The organism is Panacibacter microcysteis (genome assembly GCF_015831355.1).
Lineage (GTDB): Bacteria > Bacteroidota > Bacteroidia > Chitinophagales > Chitinophagaceae > Panacibacter > Panacibacter microcysteis.
In genome coordinates this window covers 302,350-323,021 of the sequence record NZ_JADWYR010000001.1, presented here as the reverse complement: position 1 = coordinate 323,021, position 20,672 = coordinate 302,350, and the positions used below count along the sequence as shown (strand labels likewise).

Below are 20,672 nucleotides of genomic sequence, written 5' to 3'. Positions count from 1 at the left end.
CTTCATTCTTGTATTTGCTTTCCCTTTATCTTCGCTCTTTAATGAAACTTTCTACACGACATCTGCTCGGTATCAAAGACCTCACCAGGGAAGATATAGAACTCATTCTTTCCACAGCGCAGCAGTTCAAAGAAGTACTACAAAGACCGGTAAAAAAAGTTCCCTCACTCAGAGATGTAACCATTGTCAACCTCTTTTACGAAAACTCTACGCGTACACGCATGAGTTTTGAACTGGCGGAACGAAGGCTTTCTGCAGATACACTCAACTTTGCTGCAAGTACATCATCTGCTGCAAAAGGTGAAACGCTGCTCGATACGGTGAATAATATTCTCAGTATGAAAGTAGATATGGTGGTCATGCGCCACAGCGCAAGTGGTGCGCCGCATTTCCTTGCCAAACATATACCGGCCGCCATTGTAAACGCAGGAGACGGTATTAACGAGCACCCTACACAAGGCCTGCTCGATGCATTTTCCATGATTGAAAAAAAAGGCACTTTACAGGGTTTGAAAGTAGCGATCATCGGCGATATAATGCACAGCCGCGTAGCGCAAAGCAATATTTACCTGCTTCGTAAAATGGGCGCAGAAATTTTAATAGCAGGGCCGCCAACGCTTATTCCAAAATACATCAAAGAAGCGTATGGCGTAAACGTTACTTACAATGTAATGGAAGCATTGCAATGGTGCGATGTGGCCAATGTGCTGAGGATACAACTGGAGCGACAGAACCAGCCGCTGTTCTCCTCTCTGCGGGAATACAATCTTGCATACGGTATAAAACGCAGCATGCTGGAAAAACTTCAGAAAGAAATTGTTATCATGCATCCGGGTCCTATAAACCGTGGGGTTGAGTTAGACAGCGATGTTGCAGACGGGCCACATAGCATTATATTAAACCAGGTAGAGAATGGCGTAGCAGTGCGTATGGCTGTTTTATACCTGTTGGCCAACAGGGAGAATTAGTATTGCCAAACAGGCGTTTTATTATCAGCTGCGTTTAATGTTATAAGTTTATTTTATTTGTCAGCTGCGGTATTCCATGGCATCGCCTGTTGTGTCACTCACTTCAACGTTCCTTTTTTATGGCGTCTGCAGCGTTCCTTTTTCTATAGCAGCGCAAGTTCTTAAGCGTTAGGTTACAATACAGGCAACAGTCATTTTTTATACCAGGCATCCAAAATGTACAACCATGAGTCGCGTTTGTTTATTTCCCGGCACTTTCGATCCTGTAACACTCGGTCATACAGATATCATTAACCGTGCATTACCATTGTTCGACAAGATCATTGTTGGCATAGGTTTAAACCCGGCAAAAGCCCCAATGTTCTCTGTAGAGCAGCGTATGGAGTGGTTCAGGGAAATCTACAAAAACGAATCAAAGATTGAAGTACATGCTTACGATGGTCTTACGGTAAACTTCTGCAAAACCATTGGTGCAAATTTTATTTTGCGTGGTATTCGTTTTGTAAGCGATTTTGAATATGAAAAAACTATTGCAGACGCCAACCGTACCCTTGATAAATCTATAGAGACTGTTTTTCTTACTGTAGAGCCCAGGTTTACATCTGTAGCTTCCACTATTGTAAGAGATATTTTAAGGCATCATGGAGATGTTTCTTCTTTTCTTCCGGCAGAAGTAATACGATCGCTTAAGCAATAATAACCACCAGCTTTTAATGTTTGTATGCATGCAGATTGCATAAAAGCAACGGCAGGTATGCAATATCATTGCCGCCACCTTTTGTGCAGTACAAGAGTGCGACGCAACGATGCTTTATTGAAAAACAGCTGCCGGGTACCAAACATTATTTACGATAATTCTATAGTGCGTATGTGCCTTAGTTTTGCGTGCAGTAATTTTTTCTCTGCTTCACTTTGTGTTAAAGTAAGTGCTTTTTCGAGATGCAATTTGGCTTTGTGGGGTTCACCGTTTCGCATGCAAAGCTCGGCCAGCACAGCGTTGAAAAGGTATTGCGTTTTTAGCAGGTGGGCAATATTCTCTACCGAGCACAGCAGCTCAATTGCTTCGGCTGTTTTTCCGGTGTATGAAAGTACGATAGAACGGTTCATCTGCACAACAGGCGTAGGTTTAAGCGCGGCCAGCATATTGTACAGTTGCAGCAGCCGCTGAAAATTGGTTGCGGCAAATGTTGTTGCAAGGCAATGCTCAGCAGCTATGGCAGATTCAAGATGGTAAACCGTAATATTTTCTCCAAAACAGGACTGGTTAAGGTAATGGTAGCCTCGTTCAATGAGTGCCTGGTTCCACAAACTACGGTCCTGCTGTTCAAGCAAAATAATCGTATTGTCTTTGCCAAGCCTGCTCTCAAAGCGAGATGCATGAAAACACATTAAAGAGAGGAGTGCAGAGGCAGCAGCAGTACCAAATGTTTTATGTTCGGTCAAAAGAAGTGTTAAGCGCATTGCTTCTGCACAAAGATCATGTCGTATCAGTTCATCTGCCCTGGCTGCGTTGTAGCCTTCATTGAAAAGGAGGTACAAAATAGTGTGCACCGTATCTGTTCTTTGTTGCAGTGCCCGGCCATAAGGTACTTCGAGTGTAATGTGGTGTTGCTGTATAAATTTTTTGGCGCGGTATAATCTTTTCTGAATTGTTTCTTCATTGGTAAGTAGGGCTTTTGCAATTTCTTTTACGCCAAACCCGGAAATCGTTTTTAAGGTGAGCGCAACTTTATCTTCTTCGTTAAGCAATGGATGGCAACATGCAAACATCAGTTGCAGCTGACTGTCTTCAATCTCAGTATCAAGAAATACCTGGTCTACAAAATGGTCTGTGGTTTCCTGCAGTTCATGCAGTAGCTCTTTAGAATAATGATCGGCAATATTTTTATGGCGCAAGACATCCAGCGCTTTGTTTTTTGCCACCTGCATCAGCCATGCTGCCGGGTTGGCTGGCACACCTTTCAGTTTCCAGGTAAGTGTTGCTTTGAGAAAAGCCTCCTGCACCACATCTTCTGCCACAGAGAGGTTGTGCATGCCAAACAAACGTGTAAGCACAGCAATCATCTTTCCCGCCTCGTGGCGGAAAAGATGATCTACAAGCATTTCAGAAGCCGGATAGCTCATTATTCAAATATTACGACTTCCCGTACTTCAACTGACCCGCCGATAGAAAAATCGGGATAATCTTTGGTGTAAGCCACCGCGCTATCCAGGTCTTCGGCTTTTACAATAAAATAGCCGCCAACCAGTTCCTTGCTTTCGGCAAAGGGGCCGTCTGTGATAACCTGTTTTTCGCCGGTTATTGTTTTTCCGCCGGGCATTAGTGCTTCGCCGCCGGCATATACGCCCTGGCTTTTGAGTTTTTCTACCCATGCAAACCATAGTTGCATATTGTTTTGCATTTCTTCGGGTGCAGCGTTTCTGCGGCTTTCAATTCCATTGCGGAAAATAAACATGAAGTCTTTCATGATGTGTTTGTTTTACGTGGTTAAATTAGATTATCGCAACTACGACGTTCAATAAAAAGGAATCCGGACAGGAAATGTAAATTTTTTTAACTATTACAATTGCCCGTTTGTAGTTTCTTTTTACTGGTTCCGCTCTTTTTAATTCCACAAGATTCGCACCCGGGTAAAAGTTTCGTTAAATTTATTACACATAAATATTTCTTATGAGAAAGAATATTTTGTTCCTGCTGGCCCTTTCAGTAATGTCCATTTCTGTGCTGACAGGATGTTCCAAAAAGGCCGTTGTTCCACCTAAGCAAACCGATAAAAGTGCAGCGTCTGCAAAGACGGGTACAAACACCGGAGGCACCACTAACCAGGGTACAACACAACACACCTGTGGCGGAAATGGTTATGGTGGCAGTAGTGGTAGTGGTACAGGTAGCTCTGGCTACTAGCCACAATCGGTAATGCTTCAAAGTTCTCATCGATGATAACTGTATTACGTATCGGTGAGAACTTTTTTATTGCCTGGAAGTGTATACATTTTGATTGCCTTCCTGCGTTATAGGGCGTATGTTTATAAACATTATCTTGCGGCGTATGAAACGAATATCGTGGGTGATGTTTGTTGTTTTTATCACTACCATTTTGTTAACATCCTGTGCCAGGGAAACGGAAACACCCAACCTGCCGGTACTTACTGACTATTATCCGCTGCAAGCAGGAAAGGTTTTTATATACCGGCTTGATTCTTTTTTGATACCGGTTTCAGGTGCCAGCCAGCTTGAACCTAAAAGCTACCACCTGCGGGATAGTATTGCTGATACCATCAGGGATAACTTAAACCGTTTGTCTTACCGTGTATACCGCTCCCTGTCTGATACGTTGGAAACAAGCGGCTGGGAAAATATTGGTTCTTATTATATAACACCTGCAGGTAACAATATAGAGGTAATGGATGAAAATAACCTCCGTTTCATAAAACTGGTACAGCCACTGAGAAATGATATAAGCTGGCCGGGCAATAGTTATATAGATACGCGCAGCGCGAACTCTCCATACCAGTTTATGGATGGCTGGTCTTACCTGTACCAAAATACAGGTGCAGCTTACACTACACTCAGCGGTACTTTCCCCAATACAGTTACAGTTATACAGGAAGACGAGACCTCGCCACCGGGTGATTTTGACCCTAATAATTACCAGCAGCGCAATTATGCAATTGAAGTATATGCGAGTGGCGTGGGCCTTATTTACAAAGAATTCCTGCATTGGACCTGGCAGGTAACTCCACCACCTGCAGCCTTTGACAATGACAGCTATGGCATCAGGCTTAACCTTGTAAGCTACCGGTAGTTTAACGGGTTTAATGATTAAGCGGGTAAACCTGGCAGTTAAACCGGAATGAGACCGCATTTCCAAAGCTCACATATATTCTGCTGCACAAGTGTGCGACGCAACGGAAGCTATATAGTACCACAAAAGCCCGGTACCAAAATATAATGCTTACTTCATTTGCCCGGTTTTGATAAAAGAAAAATAACTGTACTTTTAAAAAATATTTCAAGCTGTTTTTAAGTTATTACAAAATGAATTTCACTGCATGCGTAAATCGTTGTTGAATATATTTTTAACCGTAATTCCTGCTATTTTTTCGCTAACCGTTTTTGCCCAACCCGGAACAACTGTTGAACTGGACAAGCCAAAACAATACGAGAACAGAAAGCTTACTTCTGAAAAAACAGGCGAGAAGAAATTTAAATATCCCAAAAGGCTTTATCAAAACACCATAACGCATTACAATTATTATTTTAATGCCGCTAATAAACTGAATGAAATTGTTGCCGGCGCAAAACAATCTTTCAGGGACGATTACACCAAATTGCTGCCTTTTTACAATTACAGCCTTGATGTAACAGCAGCCAGTGGTGAACTTGATTCTGTGATTTATAAATGCAATGCCGGCATACTGCTGCACGACCTGCGGAATGACTGGATAGACAACCTTTATCTTACGCTCGGGAAAGCCTATTTCTACCGTAAAAACTTCGATTCTGCCAGCCAGGTGTTTCGCTTTATCAATTATGCATGGGCTCCAAAAGAAGAAGGTAATTACGATATTCCCGTAGGCAGCAACCTTACCAATAACGGGGTATTCAGCGTTGCCAACAAAGAAAATAATTCTATTTTAAAAAAAGCATTTTCAACGCCGGGCAGCCGTAACGAAACATTGCTGTGGCTGGCCAGGAATTATATTGAAACCGAAAATTACGGCGAGGCCGGAAGCCTGCTGGAGATTTTGCAACAGGATGCACTTTTCCCGGAAAGATTAAAACCTGAATTGCATGAACTGGTTGCTTATTGGAATTACCGGCAGGGCTTATCAGACAGTACTGCCGCCAACCTTATAAAAGCACTCGGGACTGCTGCAGCCGGTTTTGAAAAAGCCCGGATGGAGTTTTTAATTGCGCAACTGTACGAGCGCATTGATAGTACAACAAAAGCCATTGACTGGTATGGCAGGAGTGCCGCACACACAACCGATCCCATCATGGAGGTCTATGCCAACCTGAACAGTATAAGAGCATCGGGCAGTAAAGATGAGGCCGTATTAAAAGAAAAACTGGAGAACCTGCAGAAAATGGCGAGACGCGATAAGTACTACGGCTATCGCGATATTATCTATTATGCTCTTGCACAGGTGGAGATAGACCTGCGTAAAGATTCTGCAGCCGTGGAAATGCTTAAACGGAGTATAAAATTCAATACACCTGAAAACCCCGAACAAAAAAGTAAGTCATTTCTTTTAATGGCTGACCTGAGTTATAATCTTGGCAGGTATGTTGATGCAAAAAACTATTACGATAGTGTGGAAACTGCTGTTATCGCAGATGATAACGAGTTGAACCGCATTGATGAAAGGAAAGCTGCATTATCTGTAATAGCCGCCAATATACGCGATATCAATCACGAAGACAGTTTGCAGCAGGTAGCCGCAATGCCCAAAGACAAGCGTGATGCCCTCATCAGGAAAACTGTAAGAACACTCAGAAAGCAGCAGGGCTTATCTGAAGAACCGGAACTGAGTACCAACCCTGCGGTACAGCAAACTGTTGCAGCAGATTTGTTTGGTGCCGCTAATAAAGACAGTAAAGACTGGTATTTTAATAACCTTCAACTAAAAAGCCAGGGCGCAAACCAGTTTAAGGCCACCTGGGGCACAAGACCCAATACAGATAACTGGCGCCGCCTTGCAGGTATCAGACTAAACAAGCCGGAAGACGGGGAAGGTGATGAAGAAAGTGCCGATGATGCTGACAGCAGTAACCTTGCTGCAGGCGGTACAACATCACTTACAGACTCATTGGGCGAAATTACTTTTGAAAGCTTATCAGCGTTGTTACCACTTACCGAAGAAAAACTGGCGGCATCAAAAGCAAAGGAAGCAGAGGCATTATTCCAGAACGCCCTTACATTCCAGGATAAGCTTGAAGATTACCCTGCGGCAATCAAAACATACCTCAACCTGCTGGATTCATCCCCCGGCACAAAAGACAAAGAACAGGCCTTATTCGGTTTGTTTTATTGTTACAACAAAACCGGCGACAAAGCCGCCGCTGCTGCTATAAAAAATACACTCATCAAAAATTTTCCTGAAGGAGATTTTACAGCAAAGCTGAACAATATCGGCGCCGCAAAACCTGCAAAGGAAGAAGAGCCTGCAACAAAACAGTACAAAGAAATTTACGACATGTTCTTATCAGGCGATTTTGAAAAAGCCGAAGCGGCAAAGGTGGTAGCCGACAGTTTGTATGGCAACAGCTACTGGACGCCGCAATTATTGTACATAGAGTCTGTCTATTACGTTTCCAAAAAACAGGATAGCGTGGCTATAGACAGGCTCAGCAATCTGCAAAACCTTTACGCACAAACACCGCTGGCAGAAAAAGCCGCCACCATGATTGATGTACTCAGCCGCAGAAAAGAAATTGAAACATACCTTACCAACCTCGATATAAAGCGCTATGAAGAAGATGAAGCCCCTGTAATAGACCTTTCACCTTCCACTACCGTAAAGCAAAAAGAAGTAAGTACAAAAACAGATTCCGTTGTATCCAAACCAATAACCCAGGTTGCAAAACCCAATATCGATACTACCACAAAAGTTGTGGCTCCTGTAATAAAGAAATATGAGTTCAATGCCAAAGACCCGCAATACGTGGTAGTGTTGTTAGACAAGGTTGCACCCGTTTTTATCAATGAAGCAAAAAATGCTTTCGACAAGTACAACAAAGTAAATTTTTATAACCAGAAACTTGCCATTACCACGTCGCCGATAGACGATCGTTATAACCTCGTTCTCATTGGTCCGTTTACAGATGCAGCTATAGCTGTAGAGTATGTAGATAAGGTAAAACCGGTAACCGGCAGCCGCATCATTCCATGGCTTACTGCAGATAAATATACCTACAGCATCATCAGCGAAAGCAACCTTGCACTCATGAAAGAAATAAAAGATGTAGACAGTTATAAACAGCTTATTGAAAAAACATTGCCGGGTAAATTTTAAATAATGTAGCCGGCTGTATTGCTACTATTGAACTGCGGTTGTGTCACTCACTTGTACGCTTTATCCATTATTCGGCATTGGCTAACTCCCTAACTGCATATATACAGGCACACACGCAATGCCCGCTATCTTTTAATATGCACTCCATCTATTCCCGTTTCATGAGAGGTTATTGGCGCTTCAACATTGCCCGTTCCCCTTATTATGCCTAATATTGCCGTTTTTAACAGCAGGAAAATGAGCGAACCGAATAAGAAAGCATCTGCAAGAACAATCATTATGCCCGCAGAAAAAGCAGGCAGGAATAAAGGAAAAAATATACCGGCACTACTCATCGATCTTACACCAAAAGCCGAGCACCCGTTTTCATTCAATGCCTTAATGGTAATGGAGATCAATGGCAGCCGTTCCTACAAAATGTTGCCGCTAAACAGTGAACTGGTGCTAAAAGATTTCAGGAGCCTTCCTCCTGAAGCAAGCAGAACAATTTTGCGGCTCACGAAAGATAAGCTGGCAGCAATGCGTGAAACGCTTACAGCGGAATACAACGCACAACCATCAACCGCTGAACCGCAAAATGATTTCATCAATAAAAAAATGGAGCTGCATATATATGAACAACTACAACTGCTAAAGCCGTTTAATGTTATTTTGAAATGGTATTACCAGGTGGTAGATGAAATGCTGCTCACCACAACCGTAACAAAGCCTGCATCATTCAGTAACTACAAACCTGTTGTGCTGTTTGACCTGCTGCGCATCTACAATGGTTTGCTCCGCCTGGTACCAATGATCAAACTAAACAATGAGATCATTCCATACGCAGAGTTCAAACGTTACCATTTTTTGCTCAGGAGCAGAAATGAACTGTTTCTGCTCGACCTGCAGGATACCGCAACACTCGATGCCTTCCCGGACGGCTACCTCAATGCAACCAAAGATGAGGCAAAATTTATTGCAGAGATCGTAAAGCCCCTGGCAGAAAAATACCCGGTCAATATGGATGTATTGATGAGCCATGAAGAGGTAACGGAAAGTGTGTATGCAAGAATTCACCTGAGCGAACTCAACAGCAATTTTCTCATGATTACTACAAAATTTCTTTACGGAAATTTTGAGGTGGATGATGATAATAACACGCACTCAGAATTAGCTGAAGATGGTGTGCGTTATAAAATCAACAGAGACGTACCGGCAGAAAAAGAGATCAAAACCTGGCTCGGCGCCCTGCATCCCAAATTTAACTCACAAAAAAACGGTTATTATTACCTCTCTTTTGCTGAAGCTGAAAAAAGTCAGTGGTTCATCAAATTTTACCGTAAGCTTGTAGATAAGAACATACCGGTATATGGTATGGAGCACCTGCAGCATTTTCGCTACAACCAGCATATACCCATACTTAAAATACATTTAGATGGAAAGGGCATCGACTGGTTCGATCTTCGTGTAGAAATTAGCTTTGGAGACCAGCAGGTGCCATTGGCAGAACTGCAAAAGGCAATCATCAACAAGCAATCAGTTTTATTATTAAAAGACGGAACAATCGGCGCCATACCGGAAGAATGGGTACAACAATATGCCGCTGTTTTTAAAATGGCCCACCTGCAAAAAGATGCTCTCAGGCTTTCAAAGTTGCATTACACATTGTTAGATAAAGTCGAAGATGGAGATGCCATTATTGCACAGGTAATAACAGCAGACTACAAAGAAAAATGGCAGGCACTGCAACAACAAAAAGAACATCTTTTTAAAGTGCCTTCAACCATCAATGCTGCTTTGCGGGATTACCAGCGTGCCGGTTTCGAATGGCTTTGCCTGCTCGATGAAATGCAATGGGGTGGCTGCCTGGCAGATGATATGGGCCTTGGTAAAACTTTGCAGACCATTACCTTTTTACAGTATGTAACAGACAGGTATAAAACAGAAACGCACCTTGTTATTTGCCCTACATCGTTGTTATATAACTGGGAAAATGAGTTGAAGAAGTTTGCACCCGGCCTTAGCTATTACATTCATTATAAGGCAGACAAGACACCGGATAATGAACTCTTTAAAAAATACAATGTTGTGCTTACAACCTATGGCCGTGTAAGAAATGACATTGACCTGCTCGAACATTTTCGTTTCGGTTATATTGTTTGCGATGAAAGCCACGTGATAAAAAATCCCGCCGCTCAGTTATCCAAAGCTGTAAACAGGCTGCAGTCAAGAAATAAAATCGTATTAAGTGGTACGCCCATACAAAACAACACCTTCGATCTTTATACACAAATGAATTTTATCAACCCGGGCTTACTGGGCAACAGGGAATTTTTCAAAACAGAGTTTTCCCAGCCTATAGATAAACACGGCGATAAGGAAAAGTCTGCGCAACTAAAGAAACTGATCTATCCATTCTTATTGCGTCGAACCAAAGAACAGGTTGCCAAAGATCTGCCGGCTAAAACAGAAATTACTTTGTGGTGCGAAATGGGAGAGGAGCAGCGTAAAGCATACGATGCTATCAAAGACTATTACCGGCAAAGCCTGCTCAAACGCATCGAAGAACAGGGTGTAGGCAGCAGTGCAGTGTATATTTTGGAGGGTCTTACGAAACTGCGGCAGGCCTGCAACGCACCCCAGCTGATCAGCGGTTATAATGAAATTACGGACTCTGTAAAACTCAGTGAACTGGTTAGTGAACTGCAGGAAAATACAGGCGATCACAAAGTGCTGGTTTTTTCACAGTTTACGGGAATGCTGCAGCTTATTGCCAATAAACTGAAAGAGCACGAGGTTTCTTATTACTATCTCGACGGCGGTACAAAAGCGGAACAAAGACAACAACTGGTACAGGATTTTCAAACCACCAATGAAGCAAAAGTATTTTTGATAAGTTTGAAGGCCGGCGGTGTTGGTTTAACACTCACTGCCGCCGACTATGTGTACCTTGTAGATCCCTGGTGGAACCCTGCGGCGGAGCAACAGGCAATAGACCGCACACACCGTATAGGACAAACGCAAAAAGTTTTTGCTTACAAAATGATCTGCAGAGATACAGTGGAAGAAAAAATTCTCGCATTGCAACAAAGAAAAAAGTCGCTTGCAGAAGACCTCATAAGCGAAGATACAGGCTTTGTAAAGGCGCTTACTACAGAAGATATTGATTACCTTTTTAGTTAAAAATAAACCCCGCATTTGCGGGGTTTATCATTGGTGGTCCACATGATCAGTTCGCCATGTGTATGCCGGCCCGTGTCAGCTCATCTGTTGTAAGAACAGGCTTTTTGCCTTCCTTCATTTTTGCAATAACCATGTTTGCGGTCTTTATGGCATCTGCCTTACCAGCAAAAGAATGGTTGCCGCTTATGGCAGGTATATGGTCCTGTTTAATGAATAATTTGTTATCAACATATATTTCATAACCCCAGCCTTTTTTAGCAGGCACGGCAATCGCATTTATGCGCAGCCTGTCATCCATGTTTGTTTTATCTTTTGCTGTACATGACGCTAGTATTATGCCTGCAATAAGCAAGAGCAGTTTCGCTCCTTTAATCGTTTTCCTCATATGTTTGAGCAGGGTTAAATTCATTCAGATCATCATAATAACTGCTGCCTGAGTTACCTGTGGTAACAAAGCCGCGGTCTTGTATGGTAAATGCTACAGCACCTGTTCTGCTGCTTCGCTCAAAGGCTGTTTTTCTCGACCATGTATCGGTGCTAAAATCATACTCCCAGGTTTTATTTGTAAGGCTTCCGTTTGTACCGGTTGTTACATACGCTTTGTCACCAATAACAAACGCTACAGCATTGTAGCGCACAATGTCACTGTAATCATCATCATAACTCTCATCGCTTATACTGGTAAGTTTTCTTTTTTCTGTCCATGTTTCCGTAGCAGGGTCGTATTCATGCAGGTCGTTTACGGTAGTACCATTGTCTTGCCCCAGGCCAACGTATAATTTATTGTCGTGTACAAAGCAAACCGCCGCCTGTCTTTTATCACCGCTCAGACTCACTTTTTGTGTCCATGTATCAGCAGAAGGATCATATTGCCAAAGGTCTTTCCGATAGTTGCCATCCCACCCGCTGCTGATGAATCCCTGCCCTGAAATGCCTGCTGCCACTGCATCGTAGCGTGCACTGCCGCCAAAGTCGGCCTTTTGTACCCATTCGTTGGAGGTTGCATTATATTGCCAGCAATCTTTCAGTTTATTGGTTCCGTCATAACCTGTAGCTATGTAGCCGTTGGTGCCTGTTGAAAAGCCGGCTGCAGAACTGCGTGCAACGCCGGGAAATGTTGCTTTTTGCTCCCAGGAATTGAGTGCGGCATTATAAGACCAGAAGTCCTGTAACCGCTCTTCGCCATCATAGCCGGTACCAACATATGCAAGATCGTTTATTACAAATGCAACTGCTTCCGATCTTGCCACACCTTCAAATGTTGAACGTTTGATCCAGTTACCGTCATCTTCATCATCTGTAGTAGATGTATCTTTTGTGCATCCTGTAGCCTGTAGTAATACCAGTAATGCTGCTAAACAGTACTTGCTTTTTGTCATCATGCATTTTGTTTTGCCGCCAAATTATTTGCAGTGCGTTGCTTCATTTTGTTAAAACAGATATGTAAACGCTTTTTCACTTCAAACAGGCAACGTTTGTCTACTACCGCGAAAACCTTTGCAGCATTGCATTTCAGCATGTGTGTATGTATGCTGCATGTCTTCATCGTTAAATAGCAAACGATGGTAGGCATTCCACCGGAGTTTATACATAGTAACAAATCTGTAACAACATGTGCAGGTATCATTGCGCATGTTAAATATTTTACCGGGCGCTTTTTTTCTTTCTGTAGCCGTTGCAGTATGGTGCTTTTTTTTATTTGTAACCATGCAGCAGTACATGTATGATGCACCTGTTGCGTCGCACTCTTGTACTGCATCAGCAATTTTCAGCAGGGCACGCTGCGTGTACAAAATGGTTTATGCAAGCTGCCTGTACTTTTTGTTGTCTGCATGGTGTTGGTTAAATATTATGGCAGCAAAGACCAGGCTTTCTGCACGTAAACGCAGACTACGCTATAATCTTCGCGTTTGCTGCATAGCGCTTCAACAGTTGAAGAGTGCGACGCAACAACAGCTGCATATATTTACCCAAAGCCGGGTTCATTATTTCTTTCCTGTATTTGGCTGTTTGCTTTTTATGCACGCATGTAAGAAAGCAGATATTAATTTTGGTGAAGCGCTCCTGGACAACACACATACATACGTTGTAAAAACAGATTCTGTTACGGTAGATGTTGCCACTGTTTACATCGATTCTTTTATAACCAACAACAAAGCCACAGGATTGACTGGTGTTTACACCGATCCTTATTTTGGTGTTGTAAAAGCAAAGTCTTTTATAGAAATAGCACCACCCGCATTTGCAGATACTTTTCAGTTAACAACATTCGACTCCCTGGAGCTTGTTTTGTTTTTAAACAAAACCTGGTATGGAGATACAACAAAGCCTGTGGCATTAAGTGTGTACAGGCTGGCGCAAAACCTGGCGTATGCAGAAGGTTCATACATGTACAATACAACAGGTTTTGCAACTTATAATGACCCACTGGCAGCAACCGATGTTTTACTAAGACCCATCCAGGCAGACAGTATAAGCATCAGGCTGTCAGACGAACTGGGAAAAGAATGGCTGAGTATGTTGCAGCAAGCTGATGAATATGTAAAAGCGCCGTCAACATTCAGGAATTATTTTAAAGGTCTTTGCATTAAAGCCGGGGGCACGGATGGGGTGGTATTTGGTTTTAAAGACAGTATTGCAGTGAGGCTGCATTTTTCAAAGAAAGATATTTATCCTGTAAGCAGGTACGTTCAGTTTGATATTAATAACCGGGAATACCAGTTCAACAATATCTCAACAGACAGGCAGGGCACAGCGATCAGTACCATCAGCAGCGCAAACAATGAATTAAGCAGCGGTGCCACCAATAATACCGGCTACATGCAATATATAACGGGCACGCTTGTTAAACTCCGTTTTCCTTACCTGAGAAATTTATTGCAGCTAAATGGTTTTACCGCGCTGTCCGCTGCAGAGTTGCGTATAAAGCCTGTGGCAGGTTCATTCAATGCTGTGTATCCGTTGCCACCAACGTTGCGCTTATCTACCACTGATGGTACCAATACATTTCAAAGCGATATAACCACCAGTGTAAGCGGTACAGAGGAGGTGCAGACCGGCTCATTAACGATAGACGAATTATATGGTATAAACACGTATTACAGTTATGATGTAACAGCTTATATCAATTACCTCTTAGGCCTTAGTGAAAACAACAGGAATGGCTTACTCATCGCACCCGTATCAGACGACGTTGCTACCAGTTTTAGCCGTTTGCTTGTACAGGATAACCAGGCGCAATCTTATCGCACGGAATTGATTCTTTATTACCTCTCTGTTCAATAAATACAACATGCAGAAAATATTTATAATGGCGTTATTCGTCTTATGCATTAAAGATGCTGGCGCACAAAATACCTCGTCTCCATATTCTGTTATTGGTATAGGAGACATTCAGCAAAGTTCTTTCGACAGGTCATCCGGTATGGCTAATACGGGCATCGGTTTATCTTCGGGCAGGTACCTGTATCATGCAAACCCGGCTTCTTACGGCAAGCTTGAACCGCATTATTTTACGATGGAAGTTGCGTTGCGCTATAAGAATGTAAGTTACTCAGGCAATGGTGTAAGCGCTGGCAACAATACTTCTGATGATCTTTCTGTGGAGAAGCTGGTAATTGCGCATAAAATAAAAGACTGGTGGGGAGCCAGCATAGGGTTAATGCCTTACAGTACCAGCAATTATGCCTTTTACAGCACAAAAGATGTGCAGGGTACAAACCTTGCTGCAACAACCTATTACGAAGGCTCAGGTGGCTTTAACCAGGCTTATATTGGTAATGGTTTTGCCATTGCAAAAAATTTGCGTGCAGGTGTACAGGCCACTATATTGTTTGGCAATTTTACCCAGGAAGAAACCTTGTACACAAATCTTATCGGTATCACAACATCACCGGTTGTTACTACAACCAAAATCTATAGCAGTAAAGTGTTGTTTAAGGGCGGCCTGCAATATGATCTGGCAATTAATAAACACTGGGCATTGAATATTGGCGCTGTTGCTTCTCAGCAAAGCAAACTGAATGCTAATTACAATATCGAGGTTACAGACGATGAATCAACCATTAGCGCCAAGGAAACATATAAGGCAAATTATTTTACGCTGCCATCTGCCTATGGTGGCGGCATTGCATTGGTGAAAGACAATAAAATCACTTTTGCTGCAGACTACCAGCGACAGTTATGGAGCAATTTCAATTACAAAGGCTTTAACTATGAGCTTAGAAACAGCGACCGCATGTCAGTTGGTTTTGAATATAAAAAGCGAACCCCTTATATGAACGGGTATGTAGAAAAATATTTTCTGCAGGCGGGTGCGTTTTACAACAATTCTTACCTGCACGCATATGGCAGGCAACTAAAAGATTATGGTCTTTCTTTTGGTGCAGGATTTAATGCGCGGCGCAGCCAATTTGGATACATGTTGAACCTGGAACTTGGTCGCCGCGGTACTACGGCCAGCAATCTGATACAGGAAAATTATGTACAGTTTGGTGTTACATTCAGTTACAGGGACCTGTGGCTTACCAAAGTAAAACGTTATAATGATTAGTGGTTCCACAACACGAGGTTGTGTAAACACAGTATGACTGTGTATTGCTGAGTTTATTGACAGCCGTACAAGTGAGTGACACAACGATGCCCAATAGCAGCAATGCTGCCGGCTTCATATGCTTCTTCAAAAGGACTACGGTATACAGCTTTTATTACACAAGGGGGCGTGTTTTTTGGGTGTTGTTAAAGGATTCTTAAGAGGAAATTTGTTTGTCGCATAAATCGGCTTGTTTATCTCAAAAATAAAAAACGGGGCATCGCTAAAAGTAGCTTTGTAAAGTAGATAGGAAAACACAAAACCACCACCAACATGATACCTCCAACACTAACAAATGGTTTTGCGCAAAGAAAGCTTACAGCTACAGGCATGGCAAACAGCAGCTTTACAGGTGAACAGGGTTTGCAGGTTTTTATTCTTTCAAAACATAGTGATACAGTATCTGTGCTGCTGTGCGGTTTGCGCGATATAAAATTTGTAAATGTTTGCAGGGTACATGATGATTTGACCGGTATGATGAGCATGCATACCTATAATAATGCGGTATTGTTTGTTGATGCAACGATTATGAGTGAAGAGACGGTCAGGCAGGTAAAAACTGCAGTGCCATCAATACTGATTGTTGTACTGAAGCAAAAGGATATGGTGCCGGGCATTTTTTACAAAGACGTTTTCAGCTACCTCAATAGCCCGGTTGTTTTTGGTGACCTGTTTTCGGTAATGAGCAATGCATTACAGTACTGTAGCCAGCGGGGAAAAGCGATGATGCGCAACAGGGACTTTGTACTCATCAAATCTGAGTACCGCCTTTTAAAAATAAGGCTGGCAGATATTTTATTTGTGGAAGGCATGAAAGATTATGTAAAGATCTGGCTGAAGGATAAAAATGCGCCTGTAACAACACTGCAAAACCTGAAAGAGTTTGAAGCCAAACTTCCGGCAGACAACTTTATACGGGTACATAAATCTTACATTGTTGCGTTGCAACATATCGATTGTATTGCACGCAACGAAATTGTAATAGGCAACCATTCAATACCCGTAGGTGACGCTTTCCGGAATGGCCTGAACGGGTTCATTTTATCACATTCGTAGATTAAAGTTTTTGGACTGTCGCACGTCCAAAGTATAGATTAATAATGGGTGCGGGGAGGTATTCTTACTTCCCCAATTTTTTTTCCTGTGCTGGTGTTTTTTGGTATACAAAACGCTGCACCATTGCAATTCCCAAATGTTTACAAAAATGCTAAAGTGAATGGCGGAATAATATTTGCACGTAATTAAATCACCTAAATTGCGTTGTTTAAATTCTGTCATGAAAAAATCAGTAAAAATTCTCTGGCGGCTCTTCATTTTTGGGTTTGTCTTTTTTTTGCTCGTATTACTGCTTGCAGATTTTGGTGTATTCGGCTCCATGCCGTCTATCAGCGACCTGCAAAACCCTTCTGCCTCTCAATCGAGCCAGGTATATGCAGACGATGGTACACTGATGGGCAAATACTACCTGGAAGACAGGGTGAATGTGGAATACAAAGACATTAGTCCAAACATTATAAAAGCATTGATTGCAACAGAAGATGAACGTTTTTATGACCACAGTGGTATAGATCCGCGATCACTTGCAAGAGCCGTTTTCTTCTTAGGCAGTAAAGGTGGTGCAAGTACCATTACCATGCAAACCGCCAAAAACCTTTTTACAGAGAACTGGGGTACCAGCAATATTTTCCTGCGTATGATACAAAAGCTGAAAGAAAGCATTATAGCAGTGAAGCTGGAAAGAAACTTTACTAAAAATGAGATTGCAACATTGTACCTGAATACCGTAGCATTTGGTGACAATGTTTTTGGTATACGCAATGCCTCAAAAACGTTCTTCAGTAAAGAACCGGATCGTGTGAGTGTAGAAGAAGCGGCGGTGCTTATTGGTATGGTAAATGCCCCAACAACCTACAATCCGCGCATCTATCCCAAAAATGCACTTGACAGAAGAAACCTTGTTTTCGACCAGATGGTCCGCAACAATTACCTCTCTGCCACAGAAGCTACCGACCTTAAGAAAAAGACCATACAGTTAAATTATAAAAAGCTCGATGAAACAGCCGGTCTTGCACCTTATTTTCGTATGGTGTTGGGTGAGGAGTTAAAGAAATGGGGAAAAGACCATAAAAAGGCAGACGGCAGCAATTACAATATTTACAAAGACGGTTTAAAAATTTACACAACCATTAACCCACGTATGCAGTTGTATGCAGAAGAAGCGGTAGCCAAACATATGGCTTACATGCAGAAACTGCTGAATGTTCAAAGCGATGTAAAAAGCGGTGCAGTGTGGAAAGGGCACGAAAATGTTTTGGAAGCGGCTATGAAACGCTCAGACCGCTGGAACAACATGAAAAAGGCAGGGCTAAGCGAAGAGGAAATAAAAAAAGCCTTCAAAGTAAAAACACCCATGAAGGTATTTGCATGGAACAACAACCGTTCAAAAGATACTACCATGACGCCCTACGATTCCATTAAGTACCACCGCCAGATGTTGCAGGCAGGCTTTATGGCAATGGACCCGCTGAGCGGTGAAGTAAAAGCGTGGGTAGGCGGTATAGATTTCAAGACCTATAAATACGATCACGTAAACCTCAATACCAAACGCCAGGTAGGTTCTACCATCAAACCATTGTTGTACAGTCTTGCCATAGAAGATGCAGGTTTTACACCTGGTACCATGGTAGAAGATGTGCAGCAAACATTCAAAGGTTTTGGGCAGGTACCTGCTACACCCAAAACATGTACCGGCCGCACAATGCCTATGGCAGAAGCATTGGCAACGTCAAGGAACTGCGCTACTGCTTACATCATGCAGCAACTGGGCGGCGGTAATGAAGGTGCAAAAAGATTCATCGATTTTCTCCGCAATTGCGATGTAAAAGCAAAGCTCGATCCTTACCCATCGCTTGCTTTGGGTGCAGGTGAAATTTCATTGATGGAAATGATGCAGGCTTACAGCATGTTCCCCGGCCGCGGTTTCAATGTAAAGCCCATGTACATTACCCGTATTGAAGACAAGAACGGTAATGTATTGCAAACTTTTACGCCGCAACGCAAAGAAGTCATCAGCGATGTAACGGCCTACTCTGTTATCAGTATGATGCAGGGCGTAATGCAGTTTGGTACAGGCCGCAGAATTTGGAGTTATGGCGTAAGTGGAGAAATTGCAGGTAAAACAGGTACCACCAACGATAACAGTGATGCCTGGTTTATGGGTTACACGCCACAACTGTTGTGCGGTACATGGACGGGCTGCGACGACCGTTTTATTCGCTTCAACAGTACCGCACTCGGGCAGGGTTCGTCTGCTGCATTGCCTATGTGGGCTTACTTTTATGCCAAAGCTTCTACCGATAAAAACGTAGCGCTCGATCGCTCCTCCGTATTTGCAAAACCCGAGGTTATGCAAAATGACATCAGCTACGACTGGATAAACGATGTACCGGTAGACCTTGGCGCCGAAGGAGATGATGTTGGCAATGGCGGATCAAATGATTACGGCGCAGAAGAACTGTTGCCGCAAACAAGGCCCGAAGACATAAAACCGGAAAGCGAGTTGCCCGATACTTCAAAAAAAGAAAAATTACCTGACGGCACGGATAAACCAAAGGCTATAATGCCAAAGAAATCCGGGCAGTAACAGATTGGTTCTGTAAAATGAAAAGGGCATCAGCGATGCCCTTTTTTATTCCCTCAAATTATCGGTTTATTTATGTGTACCCGGCTGCATTACTACTATCGTCGCCTGTTGCGTCGCACACTTGTACGGCAGCAAATATTTCAGCAATACACAACCTGCTTTATTTTCTCACACGGCTGTTGCATCAGGCTGTCTTCAGGATTCCAGTATTTTCATCACCATCTTTTCCTCTGCGGTTAATGAAGCTTTGTTATCGTCAGCTTCCATATGCTCAAGATCAGCAAAATATTTCTCCAGTGTCTTATTTTCATACATGTTAATGATCATAGGATGCACATAATATTTCCGGCATACCGTTCTTGTATTGCCAAGGCTTTTGGCCACATTGTCCAGTGCCTCCACAATTTTCTTTTTGGTTTCTGTTTGCGTATCAAAAAAACCAAGGTCTTTAAATGCAATAAATGCATTCACGGTACCTGCCCAGGTTCTAAAGTCCTTGGCGCTAAAATCTTCCCCGCTTATCTCTTTAATGTAGTTGTTTACCATTCCCGAATCAATACTTCTGCGCTCCTTGTTTTCGTCAAAGTATTGAAACAGTTCTTTACCAGGTATATCCCTGCATTGTTTTACAATGCCGGCCAGCCGTTTGCTTTGTATGTTTACATCATGGTATACACCCTTCTTGCCTTTGTATGTAAAATGTAAGCGGCTGCCATTGATATCAACGTGTTTGTCTTTAAGTGTGGTCAGCCCGAAAGATCCGTAGAGTTTTTCATAAAGACTGTTGCCTACGCGTATGTTGGTGCGCTGCATAAGGCTTATCACTGCAGCAAGCACTTTGCGTTGCGGCAAACCGGGTAGTGCAAGATCTTTTTCCAGTTGCAGCCTTATGCCAGGCAGCGCCTTGCCAAAAGCCGCCATTTTAAAAAACTTCGTATGGTTGCGCAGCGCATTCCAGGAAGGGTGGTAGCGGTACTGTTTTCGTTGCAGCGCGTCTTTTCCAGTAACCTGCAGGTGGCCATTTTCAAGAGCACAGATCCATACATCTTCCCAGGCCGGTGGTATTACCAGCTTTTTGATGCGTTCTAGTTGTTGCTTGTTTTTTAGCTTCCGCTTATTAAGGATATAATCAAATGTGGTTTTGTTCCTTATGCGGTGTATACCTGGTTCAGCGTCTGACACGTAAATAAGATCTACTGCCTTTGCAGCTTTTACGGGATCTTTTCCAATTCTTTTTATCTTTTGCTTATTAAGTACAGGGATTATTTCTATGGCTTCCATGTAAGAT

At 42.8% G+C, this 20,672-nt stretch carries 15 protein-coding genes; 10 read left to right on the top strand and 5 right to left on the bottom strand.

The window, feature by feature from the left end:
• Positions 1 to 41 precede the first annotated feature (41 nt).
• On the top strand, positions 42 to 968 hold the full coding sequence (locus I5907_RS01350) for an aspartate carbamoyltransferase catalytic subunit (protein ID WP_196988954.1): 927 nt from the start codon (positions 42 to 44) through the stop codon (positions 966 to 968).
• 226 nt (positions 969 to 1,194) lie between these two features.
• Positions 1,195 to 1,665, top strand: a complete 471-nt coding sequence (gene coaD / locus I5907_RS01345; RefSeq protein WP_196988953.1) for a pantetheine-phosphate adenylyltransferase — start codon at positions 1,195 to 1,197, stop codon at positions 1,663 to 1,665.
• A 149-nt stretch (positions 1,666 to 1,814) separates the two neighbouring features.
• Here the strand turns inward: coaD and I5907_RS01340 are convergent, their stop codons facing one another.
• Both I5907_RS01340 and I5907_RS01335 read right to left on the bottom strand, forming a co-directional pair.
• On the bottom strand, positions 1,815 to 3,092 hold the full coding sequence (locus I5907_RS01340; protein ID WP_196988952.1) for an RNA polymerase sigma factor: 1,278 nt from the start codon (positions 3,090 to 3,092) through the stop codon (positions 1,815 to 1,817).
• Entirely contained in the window at positions 3,092 to 3,436 is a 345-nt protein-coding gene (locus I5907_RS01335) for a YciI family protein (protein WP_196988951.1), read from the bottom strand. The genes I5907_RS01340 and I5907_RS01335 overlap by 1 nt, the downstream gene beginning before the upstream one ends.
• A gap of 203 nt (positions 3,437 to 3,639) precedes the next feature.
• On the opposite strand from I5907_RS01335, the gene I5907_RS01330 reads away from it, so the two are divergent.
• The 4 genes from I5907_RS01330 (at position 3,640) to I5907_RS01315 (ending at position 11,150) form a co-directional block, all read left to right on the top strand.
• Positions 3,640 to 3,873, top strand: a complete 234-nt coding sequence (locus I5907_RS01330) for a hypothetical protein (protein ID WP_196988950.1) — start codon at positions 3,640 to 3,642, stop codon at positions 3,871 to 3,873.
• A 145-nt stretch (positions 3,874 to 4,018) separates the two neighbouring features.
• On the top strand, positions 4,019 to 4,774 hold the full coding sequence (locus tag I5907_RS01325) for a hypothetical protein (protein ID WP_196988949.1): 756 nt from the start codon (positions 4,019 to 4,021) through the stop codon (positions 4,772 to 4,774).
• 247 nt (positions 4,775 to 5,021) lie between these two features.
• Positions 5,022 to 7,988, top strand: a complete 2,967-nt coding sequence (porW, locus tag I5907_RS01320) for a type IX secretion system periplasmic lipoprotein PorW/SprE (protein WP_196988948.1) — start codon at positions 5,022 to 5,024, stop codon at positions 7,986 to 7,988.
• Between the two features lie 237 nt (positions 7,989 to 8,225).
• On the top strand, positions 8,226 to 11,150 hold the full coding sequence (locus I5907_RS01315) for a DEAD/DEAH box helicase (RefSeq protein WP_196988947.1): 2,925 nt from the start codon (positions 8,226 to 8,228) through the stop codon (positions 11,148 to 11,150).
• Positions 11,151 to 11,196: 46 nt separating this feature from the next.
• On the opposite strand, the gene I5907_RS01310 is transcribed toward I5907_RS01315, so the two are convergent.
• Together I5907_RS01310 and I5907_RS01305 are read right to left on the bottom strand one after the other, a co-directional pair.
• On the bottom strand, positions 11,197 to 11,535 hold the full coding sequence (locus I5907_RS01310; protein ID WP_196988946.1) for a DUF4907 domain-containing protein: 339 nt from the start codon (positions 11,533 to 11,535) through the stop codon (positions 11,197 to 11,199).
• Entirely contained in the window at positions 11,519 to 12,532 is a 1,014-nt protein-coding gene (locus tag I5907_RS01305) for a Kelch repeat-containing protein (RefSeq protein WP_196988945.1), read from the bottom strand. The genes I5907_RS01310 and I5907_RS01305 overlap by 17 nt, the downstream gene beginning before the upstream one ends.
• Before the next feature lie 637 nt (positions 12,533 to 13,169).
• On the opposite strand from I5907_RS01305, the gene I5907_RS01300 reads away from it, so the two are divergent.
• From I5907_RS01300 to I5907_RS01285, 4 genes are all read left to right on the top strand, one after another.
• The gene (locus I5907_RS01300; protein WP_196988944.1) at positions 13,170 to 14,435 is read left to right on the top strand and encodes a DUF4270 family protein; all 1,266 of its coding nucleotides are present in this window, start codon (positions 13,170 to 13,172) and stop codon (positions 14,433 to 14,435) included.
• 7 nt (positions 14,436 to 14,442) lie between these two features.
• Entirely contained in the window at positions 14,443 to 15,702 is a 1,260-nt protein-coding gene (gene bamG, locus I5907_RS01295) for a BamG family beta-barrel-assembly machinery protein (RefSeq protein ID WP_196988943.1), read from the top strand.
• Positions 15,703 to 16,014: 312 nt separating this feature from the next.
• A complete protein-coding gene (locus I5907_RS01290; RefSeq protein ID WP_196988942.1) occupies positions 16,015 to 16,797 on the top strand; it encodes a LytR/AlgR family response regulator transcription factor in 783 nt (260 codons plus the stop codon).
• 220 nt (positions 16,798 to 17,017) lie between these two features.
• On the top strand, positions 17,018 to 19,384 hold the full coding sequence (locus tag I5907_RS01285) for a transglycosylase domain-containing protein (protein WP_196988941.1): 2,367 nt from the start codon (positions 17,018 to 17,020) through the stop codon (positions 19,382 to 19,384).
• 195 nt (positions 19,385 to 19,579) lie between these two features.
• Here the strand turns inward: I5907_RS01285 and I5907_RS01280 are convergent, their stop codons facing one another.
• Complete coding sequence (locus tag I5907_RS01280) at positions 19,580 to 20,665, bottom strand: DNA topoisomerase IB (protein WP_196988940.1); 1,086 nt, start codon at positions 20,663 to 20,665, stop codon at positions 19,580 to 19,582.
• Positions 20,666 to 20,672: the final 7 nt, after the last annotated feature.

Bases quoted from the DNA above. Each gene is read 5' to 3' on its own strand.
- I5907_RS01350 (WP_196988954.1), top strand. From the start codon at position 42: ATGAAACTTTCTACACGACATCTGCTCGGTATCAAAGACCTCACCAGG.
- coaD (WP_196988953.1), top strand. From the start codon at position 1,195: ATGAGTCGCGTTTGTTTATTTCCCGGCACTTTCGATCCTGTAACACTC.
- I5907_RS01340 (WP_196988952.1), bottom strand. From the start codon at position 3,092: ATGAGCTATCCGGCTTCTGAAATGCTTGTAGATCATCTTTTCCGCCAC.
- I5907_RS01335 (WP_196988951.1), bottom strand. From the start codon at position 3,436: ATGAAAGACTTCATGTTTATTTTCCGCAATGGAATTGAAAGCCGCAGA.
- I5907_RS01330 (WP_196988950.1), top strand. From the start codon at position 3,640: ATGAGAAAGAATATTTTGTTCCTGCTGGCCCTTTCAGTAATGTCCATT.
- I5907_RS01325 (WP_196988949.1), top strand. From the start codon at position 4,019: ATGAAACGAATATCGTGGGTGATGTTTGTTGTTTTTATCACTACCATT.
- porW (WP_196988948.1), top strand. From the start codon at position 5,022: ATGCGTAAATCGTTGTTGAATATATTTTTAACCGTAATTCCTGCTATT.
- I5907_RS01315 (WP_196988947.1), top strand. From the start codon at position 8,226: ATGAGCGAACCGAATAAGAAAGCATCTGCAAGAACAATCATTATGCCC.
- I5907_RS01310 (WP_196988946.1), bottom strand. From the start codon at position 11,535: ATGAGGAAAACGATTAAAGGAGCGAAACTGCTCTTGCTTATTGCAGGC.
- I5907_RS01305 (WP_196988945.1), bottom strand. From the start codon at position 12,532: ATGATGACAAAAAGCAAGTACTGTTTAGCAGCATTACTGGTATTACTA.
- I5907_RS01300 (WP_196988944.1), top strand. From the start codon at position 13,170: ATGCACGCATGTAAGAAAGCAGATATTAATTTTGGTGAAGCGCTCCTG.
- bamG (WP_196988943.1), top strand. From the start codon at position 14,443: ATGCAGAAAATATTTATAATGGCGTTATTCGTCTTATGCATTAAAGAT.
- I5907_RS01290 (WP_196988942.1), top strand. From the start codon at position 16,015: ATGATACCTCCAACACTAACAAATGGTTTTGCGCAAAGAAAGCTTACA.
- I5907_RS01285 (WP_196988941.1), top strand. From the start codon at position 17,018: ATGAAAAAATCAGTAAAAATTCTCTGGCGGCTCTTCATTTTTGGGTTT.
- I5907_RS01280 (WP_196988940.1), bottom strand. From the start codon at position 20,665: ATGGAAGCCATAGAAATAATCCCTGTACTTAATAAGCAAAAGATAAAA.